Source organism: Nocardia aegles (genome assembly GCF_052545135.1).
On record NZ_JBQWRI010000004.1, the window covers coordinates 402944 to 421430 of the forward strand.

Here is an 18487-nt window from a genome sequence, read left to right on the forward strand (position 1 = left end):
AAAGCTGCTACCACACTTATCCAGTTATCGATATCGCGAATCACGGCATCGGCACTTCCGATGCCGCGACTCCGCTGTTGTTATCGCGGTGTATGCGGGCCGGTCAGCAGGCCGACAGCAGCGCGCGCACGCTTTCGTCGGCCAGACGATCGGCTCGGTCGCGCGATACCGCGGGCTCGACGTAGCCGATGTTGAGAGACAGCTCGTTGTGCGTCGCGTTGGCGGTGGCCATGATGAAGCCGCTGACGGACATACCGGAGACGAACTGCGCGCCTTCCAGCTGCCAGGAGCCGATTTTGTCCGGGAAGGGGTAGTCACCCAGGTAGGTCATACAGAGATGACCCGGGCCGCGGGTGTCCATGAGTTTCACCGTGGACGCACTGGCGGCCACCGACTTCGGCGCGGCCACCTTCAGCAGGTTCAACGCGGACAGGTGATCGCGCCGGTCCAACCGCGCGCCGTACTCGCGCTCGATCTCGGCGGCGATCTCCCACAGCGAGGCCCACGGCGCGTACTTCGCCGGCGTGGCGATCATGCCCTGATAGGTGCCGACCTCGGTGTCGCTCGCGGCGCCGTCGAGATGGTCACGGAAGTTGACCGAGCTGCCGACGGTGTACCAGGCGGCCTTCTCGGTGCCCGCCTCCCTGGCCGCGGCGATCAGCAGCGCGGCGGAGAGGGCCGCCTGCAGGCCGACGCCGTGGCGAGTGCAGCCCGCGGTGAGCGCGTCCAACCGGTCGCCGTCGAGGCTGCGGTGCACCACCCGGCTGCGCCGCTGCGCGGGTGGCGCCAGCGTGGTCGGCTCCAGCCTGCGCGGCTTGCGCAACTGCGACTTCTGGTCGCGCAGGAGCGAACCGGCGGTGCGCAGCGCACCGCCCGCGCCGTGGAAGCGCGCGGGGAAAAGTTCCTCCGGGCCCGGTCGGACCGGCGCGGGCGAGAATTCGCCCCCTTCCCCGGCGGCCACCTGGAGCACCTGCTTGGCGACCGACAGCGCGCTCTCACCGTCGGCGATGGCGTAGTGCAGCGTGACGATCAGCTCGTTGGTGCCGTCGGTCTCCTTGATCAGCACCGCCCTGGCCAGCGGGCCGGTGCGCCAGTCGAACGGCTCGCGCAGCTCCACCTCGTCGGCCTCGGTCAACCAGTTGGTGCTGTCCTCGGATTCGATCACCCGCAGCGGAATCGGGGCCTGCACCGGCACGAAACGCGGTGCGGTGCCATCCGGTTCAGCGGCGACGGCGACCCGCAGAAGCGGATGCCTGCGCTGCACCTCGTCCAGGCCCGCGCGGATCTGCTCGACCCCCACGTGGCCCCGGATCCGCACCCGCGACAGGATGTGCAGCGGCGCCAGCTGATCGGCGATCCAGTGCCAGCGCTCGACCGGCGAGAGCGGGCGCGGCAGCCGCGCGGTCGGCCCGTCCGGCGCCGGGAAGGACATCGGCTTGCCGAGCTCACGCAGGAAGAATTCGGTGGGCGCGTGCCGGAAGTAGGTGTCGCGCACGCGCACCAGGCGCGGGTCGGTGGTCTGCTCGATCTTGGCCAGCGACGCCGATCCGTTGACGAACATGGCGGTGCGGTCGGCGCGCAACTTCTCGTAACGACGCAGGCCCGCGACCGGATCCAGGGAGTTGCGCAGCACACTGGCCAGCACCACCGCGTCCTCGATCGCGGAGTTGGCGCCCTGGCCGAGGCTGGGCAGCATCGGGTGCGCCGCGTCGCCGAGCAGCGTCACCCGGCCGCGGCCCCATCCGGCCAGCGGGGGGCGGTCCTGCGCGGGCACGGCCAGGATCGCCGCGTCGTCGGTCTGCTCGATGCAGGCGCGCACCTCCGGCGCCCAGTCGGCGTACAAGCGCAGCAGGTCTTCCTTGCCGCCCTGCCAGTTCGCGGCCTCGTCGGCGGGCAGCGTCTTGGTGCCCCACCAGTACACCCGGCCGTGACCGATGTCGTGGATGCCGAAACGCATTCCGGTGCCCCAGAAGTGCGCCGACAACCCGCGCGCGACATTGGGGTGCTCGAACGGGATGCAGGCCAGCCAGCAGACGAAATTGCCGGGACGCGGCTCGGTGCGGCCGTGCAGCTGGGCGCGCACCACCGAGTGGATGCCGTCGGCGCCGACGAGCAGATCACCCTCGGCGACCCGGCCGTCGGCGAACTCGACGCGCACGTGCTCACCGTCGTCGACGAACCGGGTGGCTTGCGCGCCGACGAAAGTCGGTGTGTCGCCGATCGCGCTCAGCAGCACGTCGTGCAGGTCGGTGCGGTGCAGCGCCACGGCGGGAGCGCCGAGCTGGGCGTCGAGCCGATGCACCGGGAGCACCCGGATCGGGCTGCCGTCGGGGTTGCAGAAACGAAAGGTCTCGACTCGGCCGCCGCGTTCGAGCAGCTGCTCGTCGATGCCGAGGTCCAGGGCGCGCAGTGCGTTGATGCCGTTGGCCTGCACCGAAAGTCCGAAACCCTGGGCCCGCAGTTCCGGGCCCGCTTCGTACAGTTCGACGCCGAAGCCCGCATGCCGCAGGGCGGCCGCCGCGGTGAGTCCTCCGATCCCCGCCCCGAGAACGACAACCTTGATCGGACTGCTCATCGAACCTGCACTCTCATCGAACCACTCGACGGCACAGCTACTTCCCGCCGCTTCGCGGCCCGTGGGCCACACTGCCCCCGCGGAACCGTCCCGCTGAGCAGCACTGACCGAGGCCACTGCGTCGACCCCGGCCAGGCGGACAGCTGGACGCCTGTGCCTGACCGTCCGGAAGCCTACCGCTACTCGCCGCACCAGGCCGAGTTGAAGTGAGATTCACCGCATCGCGCGATTGTGAAACGCAAATGTGTTGCAATGATGCATAATTCGCCCGCCGCGCACCGCGTTCGCCCTCGATTCCGGCTCCTCGTCCGCCTCAGAGGTAGGAGGTGTCGTTCACCAGACGCACCGAAGAGCCGCCGTCGAGATAGAACTCTGCTATCGACAGCGACGCCAGATCCAGATGCAATCGATACAGCAGCGCGGGGCCGGCATCGAGGGCCAGCCGCAGCAGCGTCTTGATCGGGGTCACATGACTGACCACGACCACATTGGCGCCGGGATACCGCTCGAGCAGGTCACGCAGAGCCGCGTCCACCCGCGCGCGGACCTCCTCGAAATTCTCCCCACCGGGTGCCGCGACGGTGGGATCACCGATCCAGCGGGCGTGCAGGTCCGGGTCGCGCTGCGCGGCCTCCGCGAAGGTCAGCCCCTCCCACGCGCCGAAGTCGGTCTCGATCAACCCCTCGTGGAGCTCGACCGGCACCCCCAGCGCGGCGGCGGCCGCCTCGGCGGTTTCCCTGGCCCGGCCGAGCGGAGAACTGACCACAGCGGCGATGCCGCCTTTGGCGGCCAGCATCTTCGCGGCCCGTGCGGCCTGCTCGCGGCCCAGCGGTGTGAGCGGCGGGTTGCCGCGACCGGAATAGCGGCGTTGCAGCGACAACTCGGTTTGACCGTGGCGAAGTAGCAGCAAACGCGTGGGCCGACCGGTGGCACGCGTCCAGCCGGGGCCGTGCTGCGCCGGCTTCGATTGTTCGGCGTTCGCGTCCCTGACCTCGTCGATCCAACTCGGCAGATCGCGCTCGGTGGCCGCGAGGGCCGGATCGGCGGCCTCGGTCGACCGGGTGTCCGCCGCCGGGACACCGCCCTCGCCGCCGTCGGCTCCGGCATCCATGGCTTCGTTCGCGAGCCGGTCGGCATGTGAGTTCTGCGCGCGCGGGATCCAGCCGTAGCTCACCCGGGCGAACCCGGCCGCGATCCTGCGAGCCTGGTCGGCGAGCGGAATCAAGGCCGCGTGCTTGATCTTCCAGCGACCGGACATCTGTTCGACGACCAGCTTGGAATCCATGCGCACCACGACCGACTCGGCGCCCAGTTCCGCGGCCGCCGCCAACCCCGCGATCAATCCGCGATATTCGGCGACGTTGTTGGTGGCGATGCCGAGGAATTCCCAGCGCTCGGCGAGCACCCGGACGTGATCGGCGTCGTAGACGACCGCGCCGTACCCGGCCGGCCCGGGATTGCCCCGCGAACCGCCGTCGGCTTCGACGATCACCTCCGGGAAACTCATCGCACTTCCCGGGCAACCGGTCGCGGCGAGCTCACAGCCCCGATTCCTTGGTCCGGACCAGCACCGCGCCACACTCCGGGCAGCGCACCACCACGTCGGGGGCGGTCTTGGCGATACGGGCGATCTCGCCGCGATCGAGTTCGATGCGGCACGCGCCGCAGCGGCGCGCCTGCAACAGGGCGGCGCCGACGCCGTGCTGTTCCCGCTGACGGTCGTAGACGGCCAGCAGTTCGCCGGGCAGCTTCGCGACCACGCCCGCGCGATCGTTCTCGCAGCGGGTCTGTGCCACGTCCAGGTCCGCGAGCGCCTCGTCGCGCTGTCGCCTGGCGGCGGCGAGTTCGTCGTCGGTCTTGCTCAACCGCGCGCCCGCGTGCTCGTGATCGGCGGCCGAGGCCTCACGCCGCTCCATCACCTCGAGCAGCTCGTCCTCCAGCACGGAGCGGCGGCGCTCCAGACTGCCCAGCTCGTGCTGGATCTCCGAAAGCTGTTTGGCGTTCACCGTTCCCGCGGTGAGCAGACCTTTGTCGCGCTCCTCGCGCTTGCGCACCGCCTCGACCTCGCCCTCCAGCTTGCGAATGTCGCGATCGAGGTCGTCGAGCACGATCTCGACGGCCACCGCGGCATCGGAGTGCGCGTTGCGCTCGGCCTCCAGCCGCGTCACCTCCTGCTGCTCGGGCAGCACCGTGCGCCGGTGCGCGATCCGGGTCAGCTCGGCGTCGACGGCGGCGAGCCGCAGCAACTCGGCCTGGATCGGGGGTTCGACATTCAACGCGGACAAACTCCTGACGGGTGGACGGGACTGGTGTTCAACCGTACCCCGCCGGATCGGCGGACCGGCGTCAGCCGCCGACGGTGCGGGTTTTGATGGCGTCGCGGGAGATGTAGACGTCGTATTCGCCGGGCACCGCGATCACCGCGTTGCCGTATGCGGAGCGCACGAAGGGGTGGGTCCACCACCGGCCCTCGCGCATGTCGGCGAAGAAGTCGCGGTCGCCGTCGTTGAGGAAGATCTGGTTCTGCTGGGTCGCGACGCCGTCGAGGCGCTGGCCGTACAGGCGGCTGATCCGATAGCCGGAGTGGAAGCCCAGCGCGTTGACCCACGGCTGCAACTCGACGATGCCCGCTTGCAGCACCCACATATCGCCTTCGACCCGGTGGGTGAGGCGCTGTTCGGAGTGGTGGTCGTCGCCGTACAGGGTGAGGTCGACGTCGAGCAGGTGTTGCTGTCCCGCCACCGGCTTGGCCACCACGTGCGCCGCTTTGATCTCGCCGGTCAATCCGAGATAGGTCTGCAGCAGGGTCGCGATCCACAGCAGCACGGCGGCGACCAGCAGCAGCGCGAGCCCGCCCGTTCCGCGCACGAGCAGCGGCCGCATCCCCACCCGGCGGACTGCGATCAGACCGGAGATGATCAGCGCCACACCGACGACCAGCAGCAGGATCAGCCCGATCTGCACGAGCCCGACATCCACCGGGAAGTTCATGCGGTAGTTGTACCCCGCGCGAACTACTCGATTCACCCGAAACGCCCGATCCGTTCCGGCGCGCAACGGACACGCCCCGACACGCCGTCGCCAGTGTGTCGCCGGGACAACGACTTCGGACGCTCAGCCGGGCGCGCGTACCGTCCACGGGTCGGTACGCAACGTGGAAACCCTGGTCTCCACGCCGGGCAGGGTGGTTCGCACGACCGCTTCCGCCTGCGCGCACCAAGGGAATTCGGTCGCCCAGTGCGCGGCGTCGACCACGGCGGGACCGCCTTTGCGCAGGTGTTCGTCGACCGGGTGGTGGCGCAGGTCGGAGGTGAGATACACATCGACGCCCAGCCCGGTGGCCCTGCTCAGGTAGGAGTCGCCCGCGCCACCGCACACCGCGACCATATAGACGGTGCGGTCCGGGTCGCCCGCGGCGCGCACGCCCCACACGGTGGGCGGGAGGGCGCGGGCCACCCGATCGGCGAAGGCGCGCAACGATTCCGGTTGCGGCAGGGTGCCGACCCGGCCGATGCCGAGCGAGGAGGGCAGCTGGGCGCGTTCGCCGATGTGGTATGCCGGGTCGTCGCCGGGATGCGCGGCCCGCAGCGCGGCGAGCACGGCCGAGCGCGCGGCGGACGGGGCGGCCACTTCGACCAGGTCCTCCTCGACGTACCGCAGTTCGGTCAGCGAGCCACGATCCGGGGCTGCTGCTGCGATCGGACGGAATTGTCCTGTCGCGGGCACTCGCAGCGCACGGTCGCAGCAGTGCCCACTCGCGCCCGCACCGGCGGCGAAAAGCGCGGCGAGCACCGCGTCGGTGTGCGTGCGCGGCACCTGGATCACCCAGTTATCCACGGCCGCTTCCGGTTTCGCGTCCAGTGGGCCGGTCACCGTGAGACCGATGGCCGCGGCGAGCGCATCGGAGACGCCGGGATCCGCGGAGTCGGCGTTCGTATGCGCGGTGAACAGTGCGCAGCCGGACCGGATCAGCCGGTGCAGCAGCGCGCCTTTCGGCGTGCTCGCCGCGACGGTGTCGACCCCGCGCAGCAGCAGCGGGTGGTGCACCACCAGCGCTTGCGCGCGCCAGTCGATCGCCTCCTCGACGACCGCGGCGGTCGCGTCGACCGCGAACAGCACCCGGGTCAGCTCTTCGGCCGGGTCACCGCAGACCAGGCCGACCGAGTCCCACGGCTCGGCCAGCGCGGGCGGGTAGGCCGCGTCGAGCGCCCCGATGAGATCCGCGAGCGTGGTCATCGTCCACCTTCCTTCGCTTCGGTCCTGCACTGTGCATTACTGGGTTCGCTGCCGGACGTGCCGGCACGGCTTCGCGCGCTCGCCTGATCGCGGTCGTCGCCTGGCGCTCACCGGAGATCCGCCGAGCGGATAGCGGCGACCAACCGATCCACCTCCGCCGTACCACGGACCGCGACGCGCAGGTGGTCCGGGCCCAGGCCGGGGAACGTGTCCGCGCGCCGGACCGCGATTCCCACGGCGGCCAGGTGTTTACGCAGCAATTCGCCATCCGGGACCCGCAATAACAAGAACGGTCCCGCGGCCGGGGTGTGGACCGCCACGCCGAGGCCGGTCAGGCGCTCGACCATCGCGGCACGGTGCACGGCGAGCGTTTCGGCACGGCGCTCGGACTCGGCCACGGCGGCCGGGCTCGCGGTGGCGGTGATCGCCTCCAGTTGCAGGGTGCCCAGCGGCCAGTGCGGGCGCCCGTGGCCGAGACGCGCCAGCACCTCGGGCGCGCCGAGGAAGTAGCCGCAGCGCAGCCCCGCCAGCGCCCACGTCTTGGTGAGGCTGCGCAGGACGAGCAGGTCGGGCGCGGGGTCGGCGGCGAGGGACTCCGGTTCACCGGCCACCGCGTCGGCGAAGGCCTCGTCGACCACGACGACGCGCCCCGGCCTGCGCAAGGCGCGGATGGCGGCGGCCGGGTGGAGTACCGAGGTCGGGTTGGTGGGGTTCCCGAGCACCACCAGGTCGGCCTCGGCAGGCACCGCGGCGGGATCGAGCCGATAGGGCGGTGTCAGCACCACCCGGGTGACGGGGACACCCGCCTCCCGCAGCGCGAGTTCCGGCTCGGTGAACGACGGATGCAACACCGCGGCCGACCGCGGCGCGAGGCGGGGCAGCATGGCGAAGCCTTCCGCAGCGCCGGCCAGCAACAACACCTCCCCTGGGACGCGGCCGTGTCGGGCCGCCACCGCGCGGCGAGCCGCCTCGGCATCCTCGGCGCTCGGATAACGCCCCAGATCGGACAGGCGCGCGGCCAAGCGCCGCCGCAGCCATTCCGGGGGTGCGGCGCCCTGGACGTTCACCGCGAAATCGAGCATGCCCGCACGGGCGTCCACGTCGCCGTGGTGACGCAGTTTCGCGCGATCGACGGTGTCCTCGGCCACGAGATCACACCCTACGTGGCGGTCGTTCGGCCGGACCGGCCAGAATGGCAGGCGTGGGCCAGTTGCACGTCTCGTTCGTCTGTACCGGCAACATCTGCCGCTCTCCGATGGCGGAGAAGATCTTCGCCTCGCACCTGTACCGGGCCGGGCTGGCCCACCGGGTGCGGGTGAGCAGCGCGGGCACCGGTTCCTGGCACGTGGGCGACGACGCGGACCCGCGCACCAGTGCCACCCTGCGCAAATACGGCTACCCGACCGGGCATGTCGCCGCCGTGTTCGGCGCCGAGCACAGCGACGCCGACCTGGTGATCGCCTTGGACCGCTCCCACCAGCGGGACTTGGCCCGCCTCGGCATCCCGGCCGAGCGGCTGCGGCTGCTGCGCGCCTTCGACCCGGATGCCGACGGTCAGGACGTGGCCGACCCCTACTACGGCGACGCGGCGGACTTCGAACTCGTGCGTGCCCAGATCGAGGCCGCCGTCCCCGGCCTGCTCGACTGGGTGCGCGGCGAACTGGCCGCCGCCGATCCGCCCGATCCGCGCCTCGTCGCCGACGAGCGACCGTGATGCGCAGGCTCGCCTTCCTGTTGCGCCCCAGTTGGCTGATCCTGGCGGTGCTGGTCGCCGCGTTCGCCTACCTGTGCTTCACCGTGCTCGCGCCGTGGCAGCTCGGCAAGAACACGGCCACGTCGCATCGCAACCAATTGATCGCCGATTCGGTGCGGGCCGAGCCCGTCGATGTCGGCACGGTGCTCGCCGGCACCGGAAGCGAGCACACCGAGTGGCGGCGCGTCACCGCGTCCGGCAGTTACGTGCCGGACTCGACGGTGCTGGTGCGGCTGCGCCACCTCGACGGCGCTCCGGGATACGCGGTGCTCTCGACATTCCGCTTGGCCGACGGTCGCGTGCTGCTCGTCGATCGCGGGCTGGTGTCGGCGGTCGACGGGACGCGCCCGCCGCAGATCCCCGAGCCCCCCGCCGGGACGCAACGCATCGAGGCCAGGATCCGCATGTCCGAAGGCGTCACGCCCGGCAAGGACCCGAGCGTCCAGGACGGCTTCCGCCAGGTGTATTCCATCGACACCACCCAGGAGACGGCGGTCCTGCGGCAGTCCCTGACGCCGGTGCCCACCGGGGGCGAGCGTGGCGGCTATTTGCAGCTGAGCGAGAACCAGCCGGGCGCGTTCACTCCCACGCCGCTCCCCCAACTCGACGCGGGTCCCTATCTTTCCTACGGCCTGCAATGGCTGGCATTCGGCATCATGGCGCCGCTCGGCCTCGGCTATTTCGTCTACGCGGAAATCCGGGAGAGAAGAAAAGAGAAGGGCGCCGCCGCCGAACCACCCCGCGCGACGTCTCCCGCCGTCCCGCGGCGTGAGCCGACCGCCGCGACCGCACCGACTACGCCCACCGCACCGACCACGGAAGCCCGCCTCGCCGACCGCTACGGCCGCGGTCGCGGTTGACCCGTGCGGCGGGCAGTTCCCGCACCCCACGGCGACTCCACGCCGGGCGGGCCGCTGAGGCTGTTCCGGGTGCCGGACGACCGCCACGGCGGCCTGGTGGGGCGAACCGGTCAGCGCCTGGTCGCGGCCACAGCGGCGGCGAGCAGGGTGGCGGTGAGCTGCACGGCCTCGGAGAGCCGAACGGCGCGGCGCAGGTCGTGCACGGTCGGAGCCGGGCCGTCACCGAGGGTCGGGCGCATCTCCACGCCGTGCGGGTACTCGGTGCGGCCACCCAGCCGGACGCCCAGTGCCCCGGCCATCGACGCCTCGGCCACGCCCGCGTTGGGGCTGGGATGCGCGGCGGCGTCCCGGCGCCACGCGGCCAGGGCGGCGGCGGGTCTGCCTCCGATCGTGGGGGCGAGCACGGCGGTGAGCACACCGGTGACCCGCGCCGGGATCAGGTTGGCCGCGTCGTCGACGCGCGCCGCCGCCCAGCCGAACCGCCGGTAGCGGTCGTTGCGGTAGCCGATCATCGCGTCCAGCGTGTTGACCGCGCGATACCCGAGCAGACCCGGAATGCCCGCCACCGCTCCCCACACCAGCGGGGCGACGGCCGCGTCGGAGGTGTTCTCGGCGATGGACTCCAGAGCCGCACGGGCGAGACCGTCCCCGTCGAGTGCCCGCGGGTCGCGGCCGCACAACGAGGGCAGCAGCGCGCGAGCGCCTTCGAGATCGCCGCCCGCCAGGTGGTGGGCCATCCGCCGCCCGGTGCGCGCCAGACTTCGGCCTCCGAGCACGGTCCAGGTCGCGGCGGCGGTCGCGGCCACGCCGCCGCGGCGCACGGCCACGCCGAGTCCGACCACCGCGCCGACAGCCAGCGCCTCGTGCACCAGCCCGGCTGCGCGCCGGTCGGCATAGGTCACCGCCTCCAGGGCCGCCACCGCCGAACCGAATCCGGCCACCGGGTGCCATCTGCGCGGATCACCGAACGCTCGATCGAGCGCGAATCCGAGCAACAACCCGAGCGCGGTGGCGGTCCCCTTCTGCACCCGGCGACCCTATCGGGCGGGCGCCGACCTACCCGCACGGCCCGCCCGTGTCACACTCCGCGCCACTGGGTCGTCGACCCGGTGACGCATCCATGGGCGCGCCCCGGCGGGGGCCGAACGACGAACGGCGAACAGACGTGACTTCCGAGCAGCCTTCTCCCGAGCACCTCGACCAGGCCGAGCTGGCTCGGCGGTTCGAGGAGCACCGCCCGTATCTGCGCAGGCTCGCCTACAGCACCTTGGGCAGTCTCAGCGACGCCGACGACGTCGTGCAGGAGGCCTGGCTGCGGTTGCAGCGGCACTACGAGACGGGCGCCGCCGGTGCGATCGACAACCTGCGGGCATGGCTGTCCACCGTCACCGGCCGGCTCGCCCTCGACCACCTCGGCTCCGCCCGTGTGCGCCGCGAACAGTACGTCGGCGAATGGCTGCCCGAGCCGGAGGTGACCAGCTGGGACGATCCCGCCGACCGGATCGCCCAGGACGAGCGGGTCACCACCGCGCTGCTGGTCGTGCTCGAGTCGCTCTCGCCTGCCGAACGCACCGCGTTCGTGCTCCAGGACGTCTTCGGTATGAGCGGCCCCGAGGTCGCCGAGGTGGTCGGCCGCACCCCGGCCGCGGTCCGCCAGCTGGCTTCCCGGGCACGCAAACACGTCGAGCAGGGCACCCCGCGCTTCCCCGCGTCCCCCGACGAGCAGAAGAAGGTGGTGTCGGCCTTCGCGCTGGCCTGGCGTTCCGGCGACCTCGGCGCCCTGCTCGGCGTCCTCGACACGAACGTCAGCCTCACCGCCGACGGCGGCGGCAAGGTGCCCGCGATCCGGCGGCCGGCGCACGGCGCCGAGCTCGTGGCCCGACTGCTGCTCGGCTGGTACCACGCGCCGTCCGCGGTGGGCGGCTGGGGCCGCGCGGTACTGGTCAACGGCCGGCCCGGACTGGTGGTCTTCGACGGCACCCATACGGGCGTCTTCTCCTTCACCGTCGACGACGGTCGCATCGTCGCGATCGACGTGGTCCGCAACCCGGACAAGCTGCGCGACCTACCCACCACCGGCGCACCCGACTGGTATCTGGGCGGGGGCCGCACCGAGCGGGAGTAGTCAGCCCGCGACGCCGAGGGGCCGCGAATACCCGTGCGCGGCCGCGACTTCCGCTGACAGCAGCCGCCCGGCGTCCGCGGTGAGCCCGTGCGCGAGATCGGGGTGCCTGGCGCACGCCTCCCGCCAGCCGAGTTCGGCGATCGCCCGCACGTAGGGCAGGGTCGCGTTGGTGAGCGCGATCGTCGAGGTGTGCGGCACCGCGCCCGGCATGTTGGCGACGCAGTAGAACAGTGCGTCCGCCACCCGGAAGGTCGGATTCGCGTGCGTCGTCGGGTGTGCCGAGGCGAAGCAGCCACCCTGGTCGATGGAGATGTCCACCAGCACCGCGCCGGGGCGCATACCGCCGACCAGTTCGTCGGAGACCAGCTCCGGCGCACGCGCGCCGGGAACCAGCACCGCGCCGATCACCAGATCGGCCGACAGCACCGCGCGCCTGACCTCCGTGGCGTTCGACGCGACGGTGGCGATCCGCCCGTCGAAGCGGGCGTCGAGTTCCCGCAACCGAGTGAGATTGGTGTCCAGCACGCTGACGCGCGCGCCCATTCCGACGGCGACCGCCGCCGCGTTCGACCCCGCGACACCGCCGCCGAGCACCACGACTTCGGCCGGGCGCACGCCGGGGACGCCGCCGGGCAGCAGTCCGGCGCCACCGAGCGGCGCCATCAGGTGATACGCGCCGACCTGGGCGCCGAGCTTGCCCGCGATCTCGCTCATCGGAGCCAGCAGGGGCAGCGACCCGTCGGCGGCGCGCACCATCTCGTAGGCGATGGCCGTGATGCCCGAGCGCAGCACCGCGTCGGTGCAGTCGCGCGACGCGGCCAAGTGCAGGAAGGTGAACAGCACCTGCCCACGGCGCATTCGCGCGTACTCCTGCGCGATCGGCTCCTTCACCTTCAGCACCAGTTCGGCTTCCCGCCACACCTGGTCGGCGTCCGGGACCAGGCGGGCCCCTACCGCGGCGTAGTCGGCGTCGGGGAATCCCGATCCGACGCCCGCGCCCGCCTGCACCAGTACGTCGTGTCCCTGCCCGGCCAGTTCCCCGGCGCCCGCAGGCGTCAGGGCTACCCGGAACTCTTGATCCTTTACCTCCCGTGGAACTCCGATCCTCATACCGCCATCGTCGCCCCGGGCCGGGGTCGGCGCCACGACCGACGCGCCGAGCGCGCACGACGACCACCCGCCCGCCGTACTGCCGGCGAGTTTCTCGGCACGTTGTCCAGTTACGCGCGGACGGCCCGTCTCACACGGTGGTGGCGCGGCCCAGCGGTGGTATCCGCAACTGCTCGGCACGGCCGCCGTAACGGAAGACATGGCCCAGATAGTCGAGCGTCTCGCTGAAGTGCGCCCAGCCTTCGGCGTGGACCGGGACGAGCACCGCGTCACCGAGCGCTTCGGCCGCCTGCAGCGCGGTGCGCGCGTTCAGGGTGACGTCGGTGTCGCCGAAGCGGCCGACGTTCGCGGCGCCCACGTTGAGCACGGCGATGTCGATGCGGCCGATCCGCTCGACGATCTGCCGCACGCTAAGTTCGTCGCCATGCGGATTCAGCTGGGCGAGCATGCGCCGGAGATCGATGAGAGCGCGTGGATCGCGCCCAACGCCACCGTGATCGGCCGCGTGCGGCTCGGCGCCGAGGTCAGCGTCTGGTACAGCGCCGTGCTGCGCGGCGACCTGGAGACCATCGCGGTCGGCGCGCGCAGCAATATCCAGGACGGCTGCGTGCTGCACGCCGATCCCGGCTTTCCGCTGACCGTCGGCGTGGGGGTCTCGGTAGGGCACAACGCGATTCTGCACGGGTGCACGGTCGGCGACGACGTGCTGGTCGGCATGGGCGCCACCATCCTCAACGGCGCCGTGATCGGGCCCGGCAGCCTGATCGCGGCCAACGCGCTGATCCCGGAAGGCGCGCGGATCCCGCCCGGTTCGCTCGTGGCGGGCGTACCGGGCAAGGTGCGCCGGGAACTCGGCGCCGAGGAGCAAGATGGCATTCGCCTGAATGCGACTGTCTACTTAGCAAATACAACCCGACATCGCACAGCGAATGAGGTGTGAGACAGGCCACACCATTCAAGTGCCCCTCAGGGATCGCTGATAGCATTCAGCAGCGTGCCCGGCGACCCGGGCTCTCCTGTCGACACGGTTGTCGTGCGACTCCAGCGCAGTGGTTAACCCACCCGGGTCGGTGGGTGGGCGAGCGTGCAGGCAGGAGGTATCACGGTGTCGTACGTGCAGTCGGGTGGGCACGGGCCCAGGGGCCGGATCAGCGTCGCCGACATCGCGGCCCAGCCCGGCGGAGTCGAAGCACTCCAGCGCCGGGTTCATGAATTACGTTCGCGCGGTGTGGATTTCGCCGCGAACGCGATCGAGAAGGAAATGGCCGAGCTGGATCTGCCGCGCCGATGACTCCGACGTCACGGTCACCGCGGATCACTATGCCGCGGTGACCGTGGCGAATCCGGCCGTGGCGAATCCGGCCGTGACGAATCCGGCCGCGACGTGCCGATCCAGTGCCGTCGACGCCGGACTCATGCCGGTTGCCGGCCGGTCGATCCGGCGCAGGCGCACAGTCCCTCGGTGCGATGCGGCGCAAGGTTTCGCGACATCGTCCGCCCGGTCGCCAGTGCCACCGCCAGACGCCCGAGCCCGCCCCGGAGAGCGCCCCGCCGCGCTCGGCCGATGAAATAATGGACGTTCCCGTCCGCACCGTCACGATGCCGCGCCCACCCGGCCACGGCCCGGCGACCGCGCCGAACCCACTGGAGTTCCGATGCCAACCATCTCGCCCATGTTGCAGCGCATCCTCGCGAAGCCGGTCGCCGACGGCGAAAAGCTCCTGGAAAGCGCGCTCTCGGCATTTCTGGACTTCGGCATCAAGCGGACCAGCATGGGCGAGATCGCTCGCCGCGCCGGTATCAGTCCGGCCACGCTGTACCGGCGCTACGAATCCAAGAACGACCTCGTCGAGGCGGTCAGCGTCCGGGAGGCCCAGCGCTTCGTCGCCGCGATCGAAAAGCAGGTGCGCACCGTCTCGGGCAACGACGATCAGCTGGTCGAGATCTTCGTCGCGTTCATCAGCGCCATCGCGGGCAACGAACTGCTGCGCCGGCTGCTGCGGACCGAGCCCGACCTGATCCTCCCCCGGTTGACCACCGAGGCCGGACCGATCCTCGCCGTCGGCCGCGACTACCTGGCCGAGAAGCTGCGCGAGCTGCGGGATGCCGGTGACACGCACGACGTCGACGCCGATCTGGTCGCCGAGATCATGGCCCGGCTCGCGCTGTCGCTCGCGCTCACCCCCGACGGCCTGATCCCGGTCAGCGATCAGCACGCGGCGCGCGAGTTCGCCCGCCGCACGCTGCTGCCGATGGTCGGTGTCCGGGCGAGCGCCTGATGAGTGCGGTCGGACGCAGTCCGTCTTCAGCCCGCGTATGGCCGCAGCGAAGGCGGAGGTACGCGTAATCCGACGCCGAACGCGGCGGCCACCCGCTCGTCCAGTTCCGCCTGCGCCGCCGGATCCGCCGCCCGGCCCGCCACCAACTCGCGCACCAGCTCGATGACACCCGCCGACCGCGCCGCCGCCGGATCGGGCACCGGCAGCCGTGACACGTACTGGGTGATCCACCGCCGCCTGCCCGAGTACAGCCGATTGCCGCAGACCAGGTCGTAGAACCGCAATCCGAGCGCCGAATTGGCCACGCCCATCAGCAGATATGCCAAACGCGTCGCCTCGGCGGGCGCGGCGGCCAGATCGGGCAGCGAGATCCAGTAACAGTCGCCGTTGACCACCGCGCCCGAACCGTCCAGCGCGAAACGCGGACGGTCACTGATATCCGGGAAGACCAGCTTCGGCTGCCGCCACAGGTGCGGGCGCTGCGGAACCCAGATCTCGTACCAGTCGCGGCCGCTGTCGACGACATAGCGGCGCCCGGCCAGCGTCTGGTGATGTGACCGCAGATACGCGGCAGCGCCGGGGTATTCGCCCAGATCGATCGGCGTGCGGCGGGTACGGGCCAGATCGTAGGGATACAGCACGCGAACGTCGCGGGCGCGCGTGGCCCGCCACGGCGCGAGGTCGTGATGGGTGATCAGATCCAGCAGCAGTTCGCCTTCCGGACACGGGTCGGCCTGCGCCCAGCGGTCGGAGATGAACACGTGGTCGGCGGTTGTCTTGATGCCGACCCGGATGCGCGCCAGGTCACCGAAACTGCGCCAGGTCGCCCCCGCTATCCGCGCCAGCCAGGAATCGATCGCCTCGTGCGACATCCGCCACGCGGCCTCGGGGTCGGGCACCATGCCCCGGCGCGTCCTTCGTTCCACCGCGGTGTAGCTCTCGGGGCGACCCCGACCGGCTCCGGAAGCCCCCGGCGGCCCGCACCCCGTCGCCAACTTGCCGACCTCCACGGCGAAGGTCCGGCCGTTGTACTGGACGATCGAGCCGCCCGGGTCGAGCAGCGCATCGAACAACGTCTTCGCACCGGGTGTTTCGCCGCCGGCCTCGTAGGCGGAAACGTAGCGGCAGCCGTCGCCGTGGCCGGCGCGGCGCGCGATGGTGATCGCGGGCAGCACGGCCGCGGTGAACAGTTTGGTGTCCCCCAGGTCGTACAGCTCGACCGGGGTCAGATCGGTCAGCAGCAGCCGCCGGATGTTCGCGCCCGCCTTGGTGGTCAGGAATCTATTGGCACACAGCAGGCCGAGCACCCCTCCCGTGGCCAGCAGCCGGGGCAACGTCGCCACGAACGGATGGGTCAGGTCGATCCGCCCGCGCAGACCGAACCGCTTGCTCAGCAGCTGCGCGGTCGCGCCACCCAACTGCTGGGTGCGCACATACGGCGGGTTGGTGATCACCGCGTCGAACGAGCCGTCCGCCAGCCGCGCCTCGACCGCGAGGAAGTCGGCCTTGCGCCAGTGCGCGGCGATCCCCGCCGCGTGGGCGCGCTCCCGGGCGACCGCGAGCGCGCCTGCGTCCAGGTCGTAGCCGGTCGACACCAGACGGATGCCGGGAAATCGGGCCGCGGCCTCCTGGTGCAACGCGAACAGCAATTCGCCGTCGCCGCAGGCGGGATCGAGCACGCGCAGGACGCCCGCGCCCGACGGCTGGACATGGCGCAGCAGCCGTTGTGCGAGGAACTCGGCCAGCACGGGCGGTGTGTAATGCCTGCCGTGCCTTTTGCGGTCCCGCGCGGCGGGAGCGTCGGACGCCATATCGGGATTCTGCCTCGCGCGTCCGCGTCAGTTGCGCGCAACGCGGGCAACAACTGTGCGCCGCGCGCGCGTCGCGGTCGACTCGCCCGGTCCCGGTTCCGGGGTGACCTCGAGCGCGGTGATTTCCTTCCGCACAACTCGTATTCGAGCCCGTCGAGGGTGACGCGGTACTCGCCGGACACGCCAGCGGGCCCCGGGAAGTGCCGGGACCCGCTCGGGGCGTGGATCAGAGCGGAATGTTCTTGTGGTGGCTGGCGCGGGCCGGGGCTGCGGCGAGTGCCGCGGCGATGATGCTGCGGGTCTTGGCCGGGTCGATGACCTGGTCGACGACACCGATGGCCACGGCGCGCTCCACACCACCCGCGATGCGTTCGTGCTCGGCGGTGAGCCGCTCGTGCAGCGCCTCGCGCTCCTCCTCCGGCGCGGCCGCGAGAGCCTTCTTGTGCAGGATGCCGACCGCGGCCTTGGCACCCATGACGGCCACCTCGGAACCCGGCCAGGCGTAGACCGCCGTCGCGCCGAGCGAGCGGGCGTTCATCGCGATGTAGGCGCCGCCGTAGATCTTCCTGGTGACCAGCGTGACCCACGGAACCCGCGCCTCGGCGAACGCGTGCAGCAGCTTCGCGCCGCGCCGCACGACGCCTTCCCACTCCTGGCTGACACCCGGCAGGTAACCCGGAACGTCGGTGACCACGATCAGCGGAATACCGAACGCGTCGCACAGCCGCACGAAACGCGCCGCCTTCTCCGCGCTCTCGGAGTTCAGGCAGCCGCCGAGACGGATCGGGTTGTTCGCCAGCACGCCGACGGTGCGGCCGCCGAGACGGCCCAGGCCGGTGACGATGCTGCGGGCGTAGCGCCCCTGCAATTCCTCGAAGGAAGACTCGCCGTCGACGTTGTCGAGCAGCTCGTTGATGATCGGCTTCACGTCGTAGGCGCGCTTGGCCGACTCCGGCAGCATCGCCTTCAGATCCACGTCGCCGTGCTCGGCCGCGACCAGATCGAATTCGCCCTGCTCGGCGAACATCGATACCAGGCGGCGAGCGCGGTGCAGCGCGTCGGATTCGTCGTCGGCCACGATGTGGGTGACGCCGGACTTCTTGCCGTGCGTCTCCGGCCCGCCCAAGGTGGCCATGTCCACCTGCTCGCCGGTCACGCTGCGCACCACGTCCGGTCCGGTCACGAAGACGCGGCCCTCCGGAGCCATGATCACGATGTCGGTCAGCGCCGGGCCGTAGGCGGCGCCGCCGGCCGCGAAGCCGAGCACCACGGAGATCTGCGGGACCAGGCCGGAGGCGCGGACCATGGCCTCGAAGACCTGGCCGACCGCGTGCAGCGCCTCGACGCCCTCGGCCAGGCGAGCGCCGCCGGAGTGCCACAGGCCGACCACCGGCACACCGGAGTCGATGGCGGTATCGATGGCGTCGACGATGTGCTTGCAGCCCGCTACGCCCATCGCGCCGCCCATGACGGTGGCGTCGGAGCAGTAGGCCACAGTGCGGACGCCGTCCACCTCCCCGATGGCGGCGAGCACGCCGGACTTGTCCCGCGGGTGTAGCGGAAGAATGGTGCCGGGATCGAAGAAACGCTGGAGCCGGCCGAGCGGATCGCGCGGGTCGGTCGCCGTCTCTTGATGCAGCGCGGGAGCGATGATAGTCATCGCGTTGTCTCCTGACCTCGATGGGTGTGCCGCTGCCGCGGCTGCGTAGGTCGAAACGCGGCGGGGCCGAGCCAAAGA

The 18487-nt window shown here is 71.2% G+C and carries 17 protein-coding genes; 6 read left to right on the plus strand and 11 right to left on the minus strand.

Annotation, left to right across the window (positions count from 1 at the left end):
• Positions 1-103: 103 nt before the first annotated feature.
• The 6 genes from ACT89H_RS15340 to cobC form a co-directional block, all read right to left on the minus strand.
• Entirely contained in the window at positions 104-2575 is a 2472-nt protein-coding gene (locus ACT89H_RS15340) for an FAD-dependent monooxygenase (protein WP_445109257.1), read from the minus strand.
• 313 nt (positions 2576-2888) lie between these two features.
• The gene (locus ACT89H_RS15345; protein ID WP_445109258.1) at positions 2889-4082 is read right to left on the minus strand and encodes a bifunctional RNase H/acid phosphatase; all 1194 of its coding nucleotides are present in this window, start codon (positions 4080-4082) and stop codon (positions 2889-2891) included.
• A gap of 31 nt (positions 4083-4113) precedes the next feature.
• Positions 4114-4851, minus strand: coding sequence for a zinc ribbon domain-containing protein (locus ACT89H_RS15350; RefSeq protein ID WP_445109259.1), 738 nt, complete (start codon positions 4849-4851; stop codon positions 4114-4116).
• Positions 4852-4921: 70 nt separating this feature from the next.
• Positions 4922-5566, minus strand: a complete 645-nt coding sequence (locus tag ACT89H_RS15355) for a hypothetical protein (RefSeq protein WP_445109260.1) — start codon at positions 5564-5566, stop codon at positions 4922-4924.
• A 123-nt stretch (positions 5567-5689) separates the two neighbouring features.
• Entirely contained in the window at positions 5690-6811 is a 1122-nt protein-coding gene (locus tag ACT89H_RS15360; protein ID WP_445109261.1) for a Nif3-like dinuclear metal center hexameric protein, read from the minus strand.
• A gap of 107 nt (positions 6812-6918) precedes the next feature.
• Complete coding sequence (gene cobC / locus ACT89H_RS15365; RefSeq protein ID WP_445109262.1) at positions 6919-7959, minus strand: Rv2231c family histidinol phosphate aminotransferase CobC; 1041 nt, start codon at positions 7957-7959, stop codon at positions 6919-6921.
• A 44-nt stretch (positions 7960-8003) separates the two neighbouring features.
• On the opposite strand from cobC, the gene ACT89H_RS15370 reads away from it, so the two are divergent.
• Together ACT89H_RS15370 and ACT89H_RS15375 are read left to right on the plus strand one after the other, a co-directional pair.
• Complete coding sequence (locus ACT89H_RS15370) at positions 8004-8525, plus strand: low molecular weight protein-tyrosine-phosphatase (protein WP_445109263.1); 522 nt, start codon at positions 8004-8006, stop codon at positions 8523-8525.
• Positions 8525-9424: an SURF1 family cytochrome oxidase biogenesis protein gene (locus ACT89H_RS15375; protein ID WP_445109348.1), complete on the plus strand. Its 900-nt coding sequence runs from the start codon at positions 8525-8527 to the stop codon at positions 9422-9424. Before ACT89H_RS15370 ends, ACT89H_RS15375 begins: the two co-directional genes overlap by 1 nt.
• A gap of 110 nt (positions 9425-9534) precedes the next feature.
• Here the strand turns inward: ACT89H_RS15375 and ACT89H_RS15380 are convergent, their stop codons facing one another.
• Complete coding sequence (locus ACT89H_RS15380; protein ID WP_445109264.1) at positions 9535-10452, minus strand: cobalamin biosynthesis protein; 918 nt, start codon at positions 10450-10452, stop codon at positions 9535-9537.
• 137 nt (positions 10453-10589) lie between these two features.
• Here ACT89H_RS15380 and sigJ point away from each other — a divergent pair, with 137 nt between their 5' ends.
• Positions 10590-11549, plus strand: coding sequence for an RNA polymerase sigma factor SigJ (gene sigJ, locus ACT89H_RS15385; RefSeq protein ID WP_445109265.1), 960 nt, complete (start codon positions 10590-10592; stop codon positions 11547-11549).
• On the opposite strand, the gene ald is transcribed toward sigJ, so the two are convergent.
• Together ald and ACT89H_RS15395 are read right to left on the minus strand one after the other, a co-directional pair.
• Positions 11550-12659, minus strand: coding sequence for an alanine dehydrogenase (gene ald / locus ACT89H_RS15390; protein ID WP_445109266.1), 1110 nt, complete (start codon positions 12657-12659; stop codon positions 11550-11552). It lies immediately after the preceding gene.
• Positions 12660-12789: 130 nt separating this feature from the next.
• Positions 12790-13107, minus strand: a complete 318-nt coding sequence (locus tag ACT89H_RS15395; protein WP_445109267.1) for a hypothetical protein — start codon at positions 13105-13107, stop codon at positions 12790-12792.
• On the opposite strand from ACT89H_RS15395, the gene ACT89H_RS15400 reads away from it, so the two are divergent.
• From ACT89H_RS15400 to ACT89H_RS15410, 3 genes are all read left to right on the plus strand, one after another.
• Positions 13084-13599 (plus strand): gamma carbonic anhydrase family protein, encoded by a 516-nt coding sequence (locus ACT89H_RS15400; RefSeq protein ID WP_445109268.1) that lies wholly within the window; start codon positions 13084-13086, stop codon positions 13597-13599. The genes ACT89H_RS15395 and ACT89H_RS15400 overlap by 24 nt on opposite strands.
• Before the next feature lie 165 nt (positions 13600-13764).
• Complete coding sequence (locus ACT89H_RS15405) at positions 13765-13950, plus strand: hypothetical protein (protein WP_445109269.1); 186 nt, start codon at positions 13765-13767, stop codon at positions 13948-13950.
• A gap of 364 nt (positions 13951-14314) precedes the next feature.
• On the plus strand, positions 14315-14938 hold the full coding sequence (locus tag ACT89H_RS15410) for a TetR/AcrR family transcriptional regulator (RefSeq protein ID WP_445109270.1): 624 nt from the start codon (positions 14315-14317) through the stop codon (positions 14936-14938).
• Positions 14939-14964: 26 nt separating this feature from the next.
• On the opposite strand, the gene ACT89H_RS15415 is transcribed toward ACT89H_RS15410, so the two are convergent.
• Together ACT89H_RS15415 and ACT89H_RS15420 are read right to left on the minus strand one after the other, a co-directional pair.
• Positions 14965-16749: an Eco57I restriction-modification methylase domain-containing protein gene (locus ACT89H_RS15415; RefSeq protein ID WP_445109271.1), complete on the minus strand. Its 1785-nt coding sequence runs from the start codon at positions 16747-16749 to the stop codon at positions 14965-14967.
• Positions 16750-16975: 226 nt separating this feature from the next.
• Positions 16976-18409: an acyl-CoA carboxylase subunit beta gene (locus ACT89H_RS15420; RefSeq protein WP_445109272.1), complete on the minus strand. Its 1434-nt coding sequence runs from the start codon at positions 18407-18409 to the stop codon at positions 16976-16978.
• Positions 18410-18487 lie beyond the last annotated feature (78 nt).

Excerpts from the sequence above, each read along its gene's own strand:
- ACT89H_RS15345 (WP_445109258.1), bottom strand. The coding sequence starts at position 4,082 with ATGAGTTTCCCGGAGGTGATCGTCGAAGCCGACGGCGGTTCGCGGGGC.
- ACT89H_RS15355 (WP_445109260.1), bottom strand. The coding sequence starts at position 5,566 with ATGAACTTCCCGGTGGATGTCGGGCTCGTGCAGATCGGGCTGATCCTG.
- ACT89H_RS15395 (WP_445109267.1), bottom strand. The coding sequence starts at position 13,107 with ATGCTCGCCCAGCTGAATCCGCATGGCGACGAACTTAGCGTGCGGCAG.
- ACT89H_RS15415 (WP_445109271.1), bottom strand. The coding sequence starts at position 16,749 with ATGGCGTCCGACGCTCCCGCCGCGCGGGACCGCAAAAGGCACGGCAGG.
- ACT89H_RS15360 (WP_445109261.1), bottom strand. The coding sequence starts at position 6,811 with ATGACCACGCTCGCGGATCTCATCGGGGCGCTCGACGCGGCCTACCCG.
- ACT89H_RS15400 (WP_445109268.1), top strand. The coding sequence starts at position 13,084 with ATGCGGATTCAGCTGGGCGAGCATGCGCCGGAGATCGATGAGAGCGCG.
- ACT89H_RS15410 (WP_445109270.1), top strand. The coding sequence starts at position 14,315 with ATGCCAACCATCTCGCCCATGTTGCAGCGCATCCTCGCGAAGCCGGTC.
- ACT89H_RS15375 (WP_445109348.1), top strand. The coding sequence starts at position 8,525 with ATGCGCAGGCTCGCCTTCCTGTTGCGCCCCAGTTGGCTGATCCTGGCG.
- ACT89H_RS15340 (WP_445109257.1), bottom strand. The coding sequence starts at position 2,575 with ATGAGCAGTCCGATCAAGGTTGTCGTTCTCGGGGCGGGGATCGGAGGA.
- ACT89H_RS15420 (WP_445109272.1), bottom strand. The coding sequence starts at position 18,409 with ATGACTATCATCGCTCCCGCGCTGCATCAAGAGACGGCGACCGACCCG.
- ACT89H_RS15370 (WP_445109263.1), top strand. The coding sequence starts at position 8,004 with ATGGCAGGCGTGGGCCAGTTGCACGTCTCGTTCGTCTGTACCGGCAAC.
- ald (WP_445109266.1), bottom strand. The coding sequence starts at position 12,659 with ATGAGGATCGGAGTTCCACGGGAGGTAAAGGATCAAGAGTTCCGGGTA.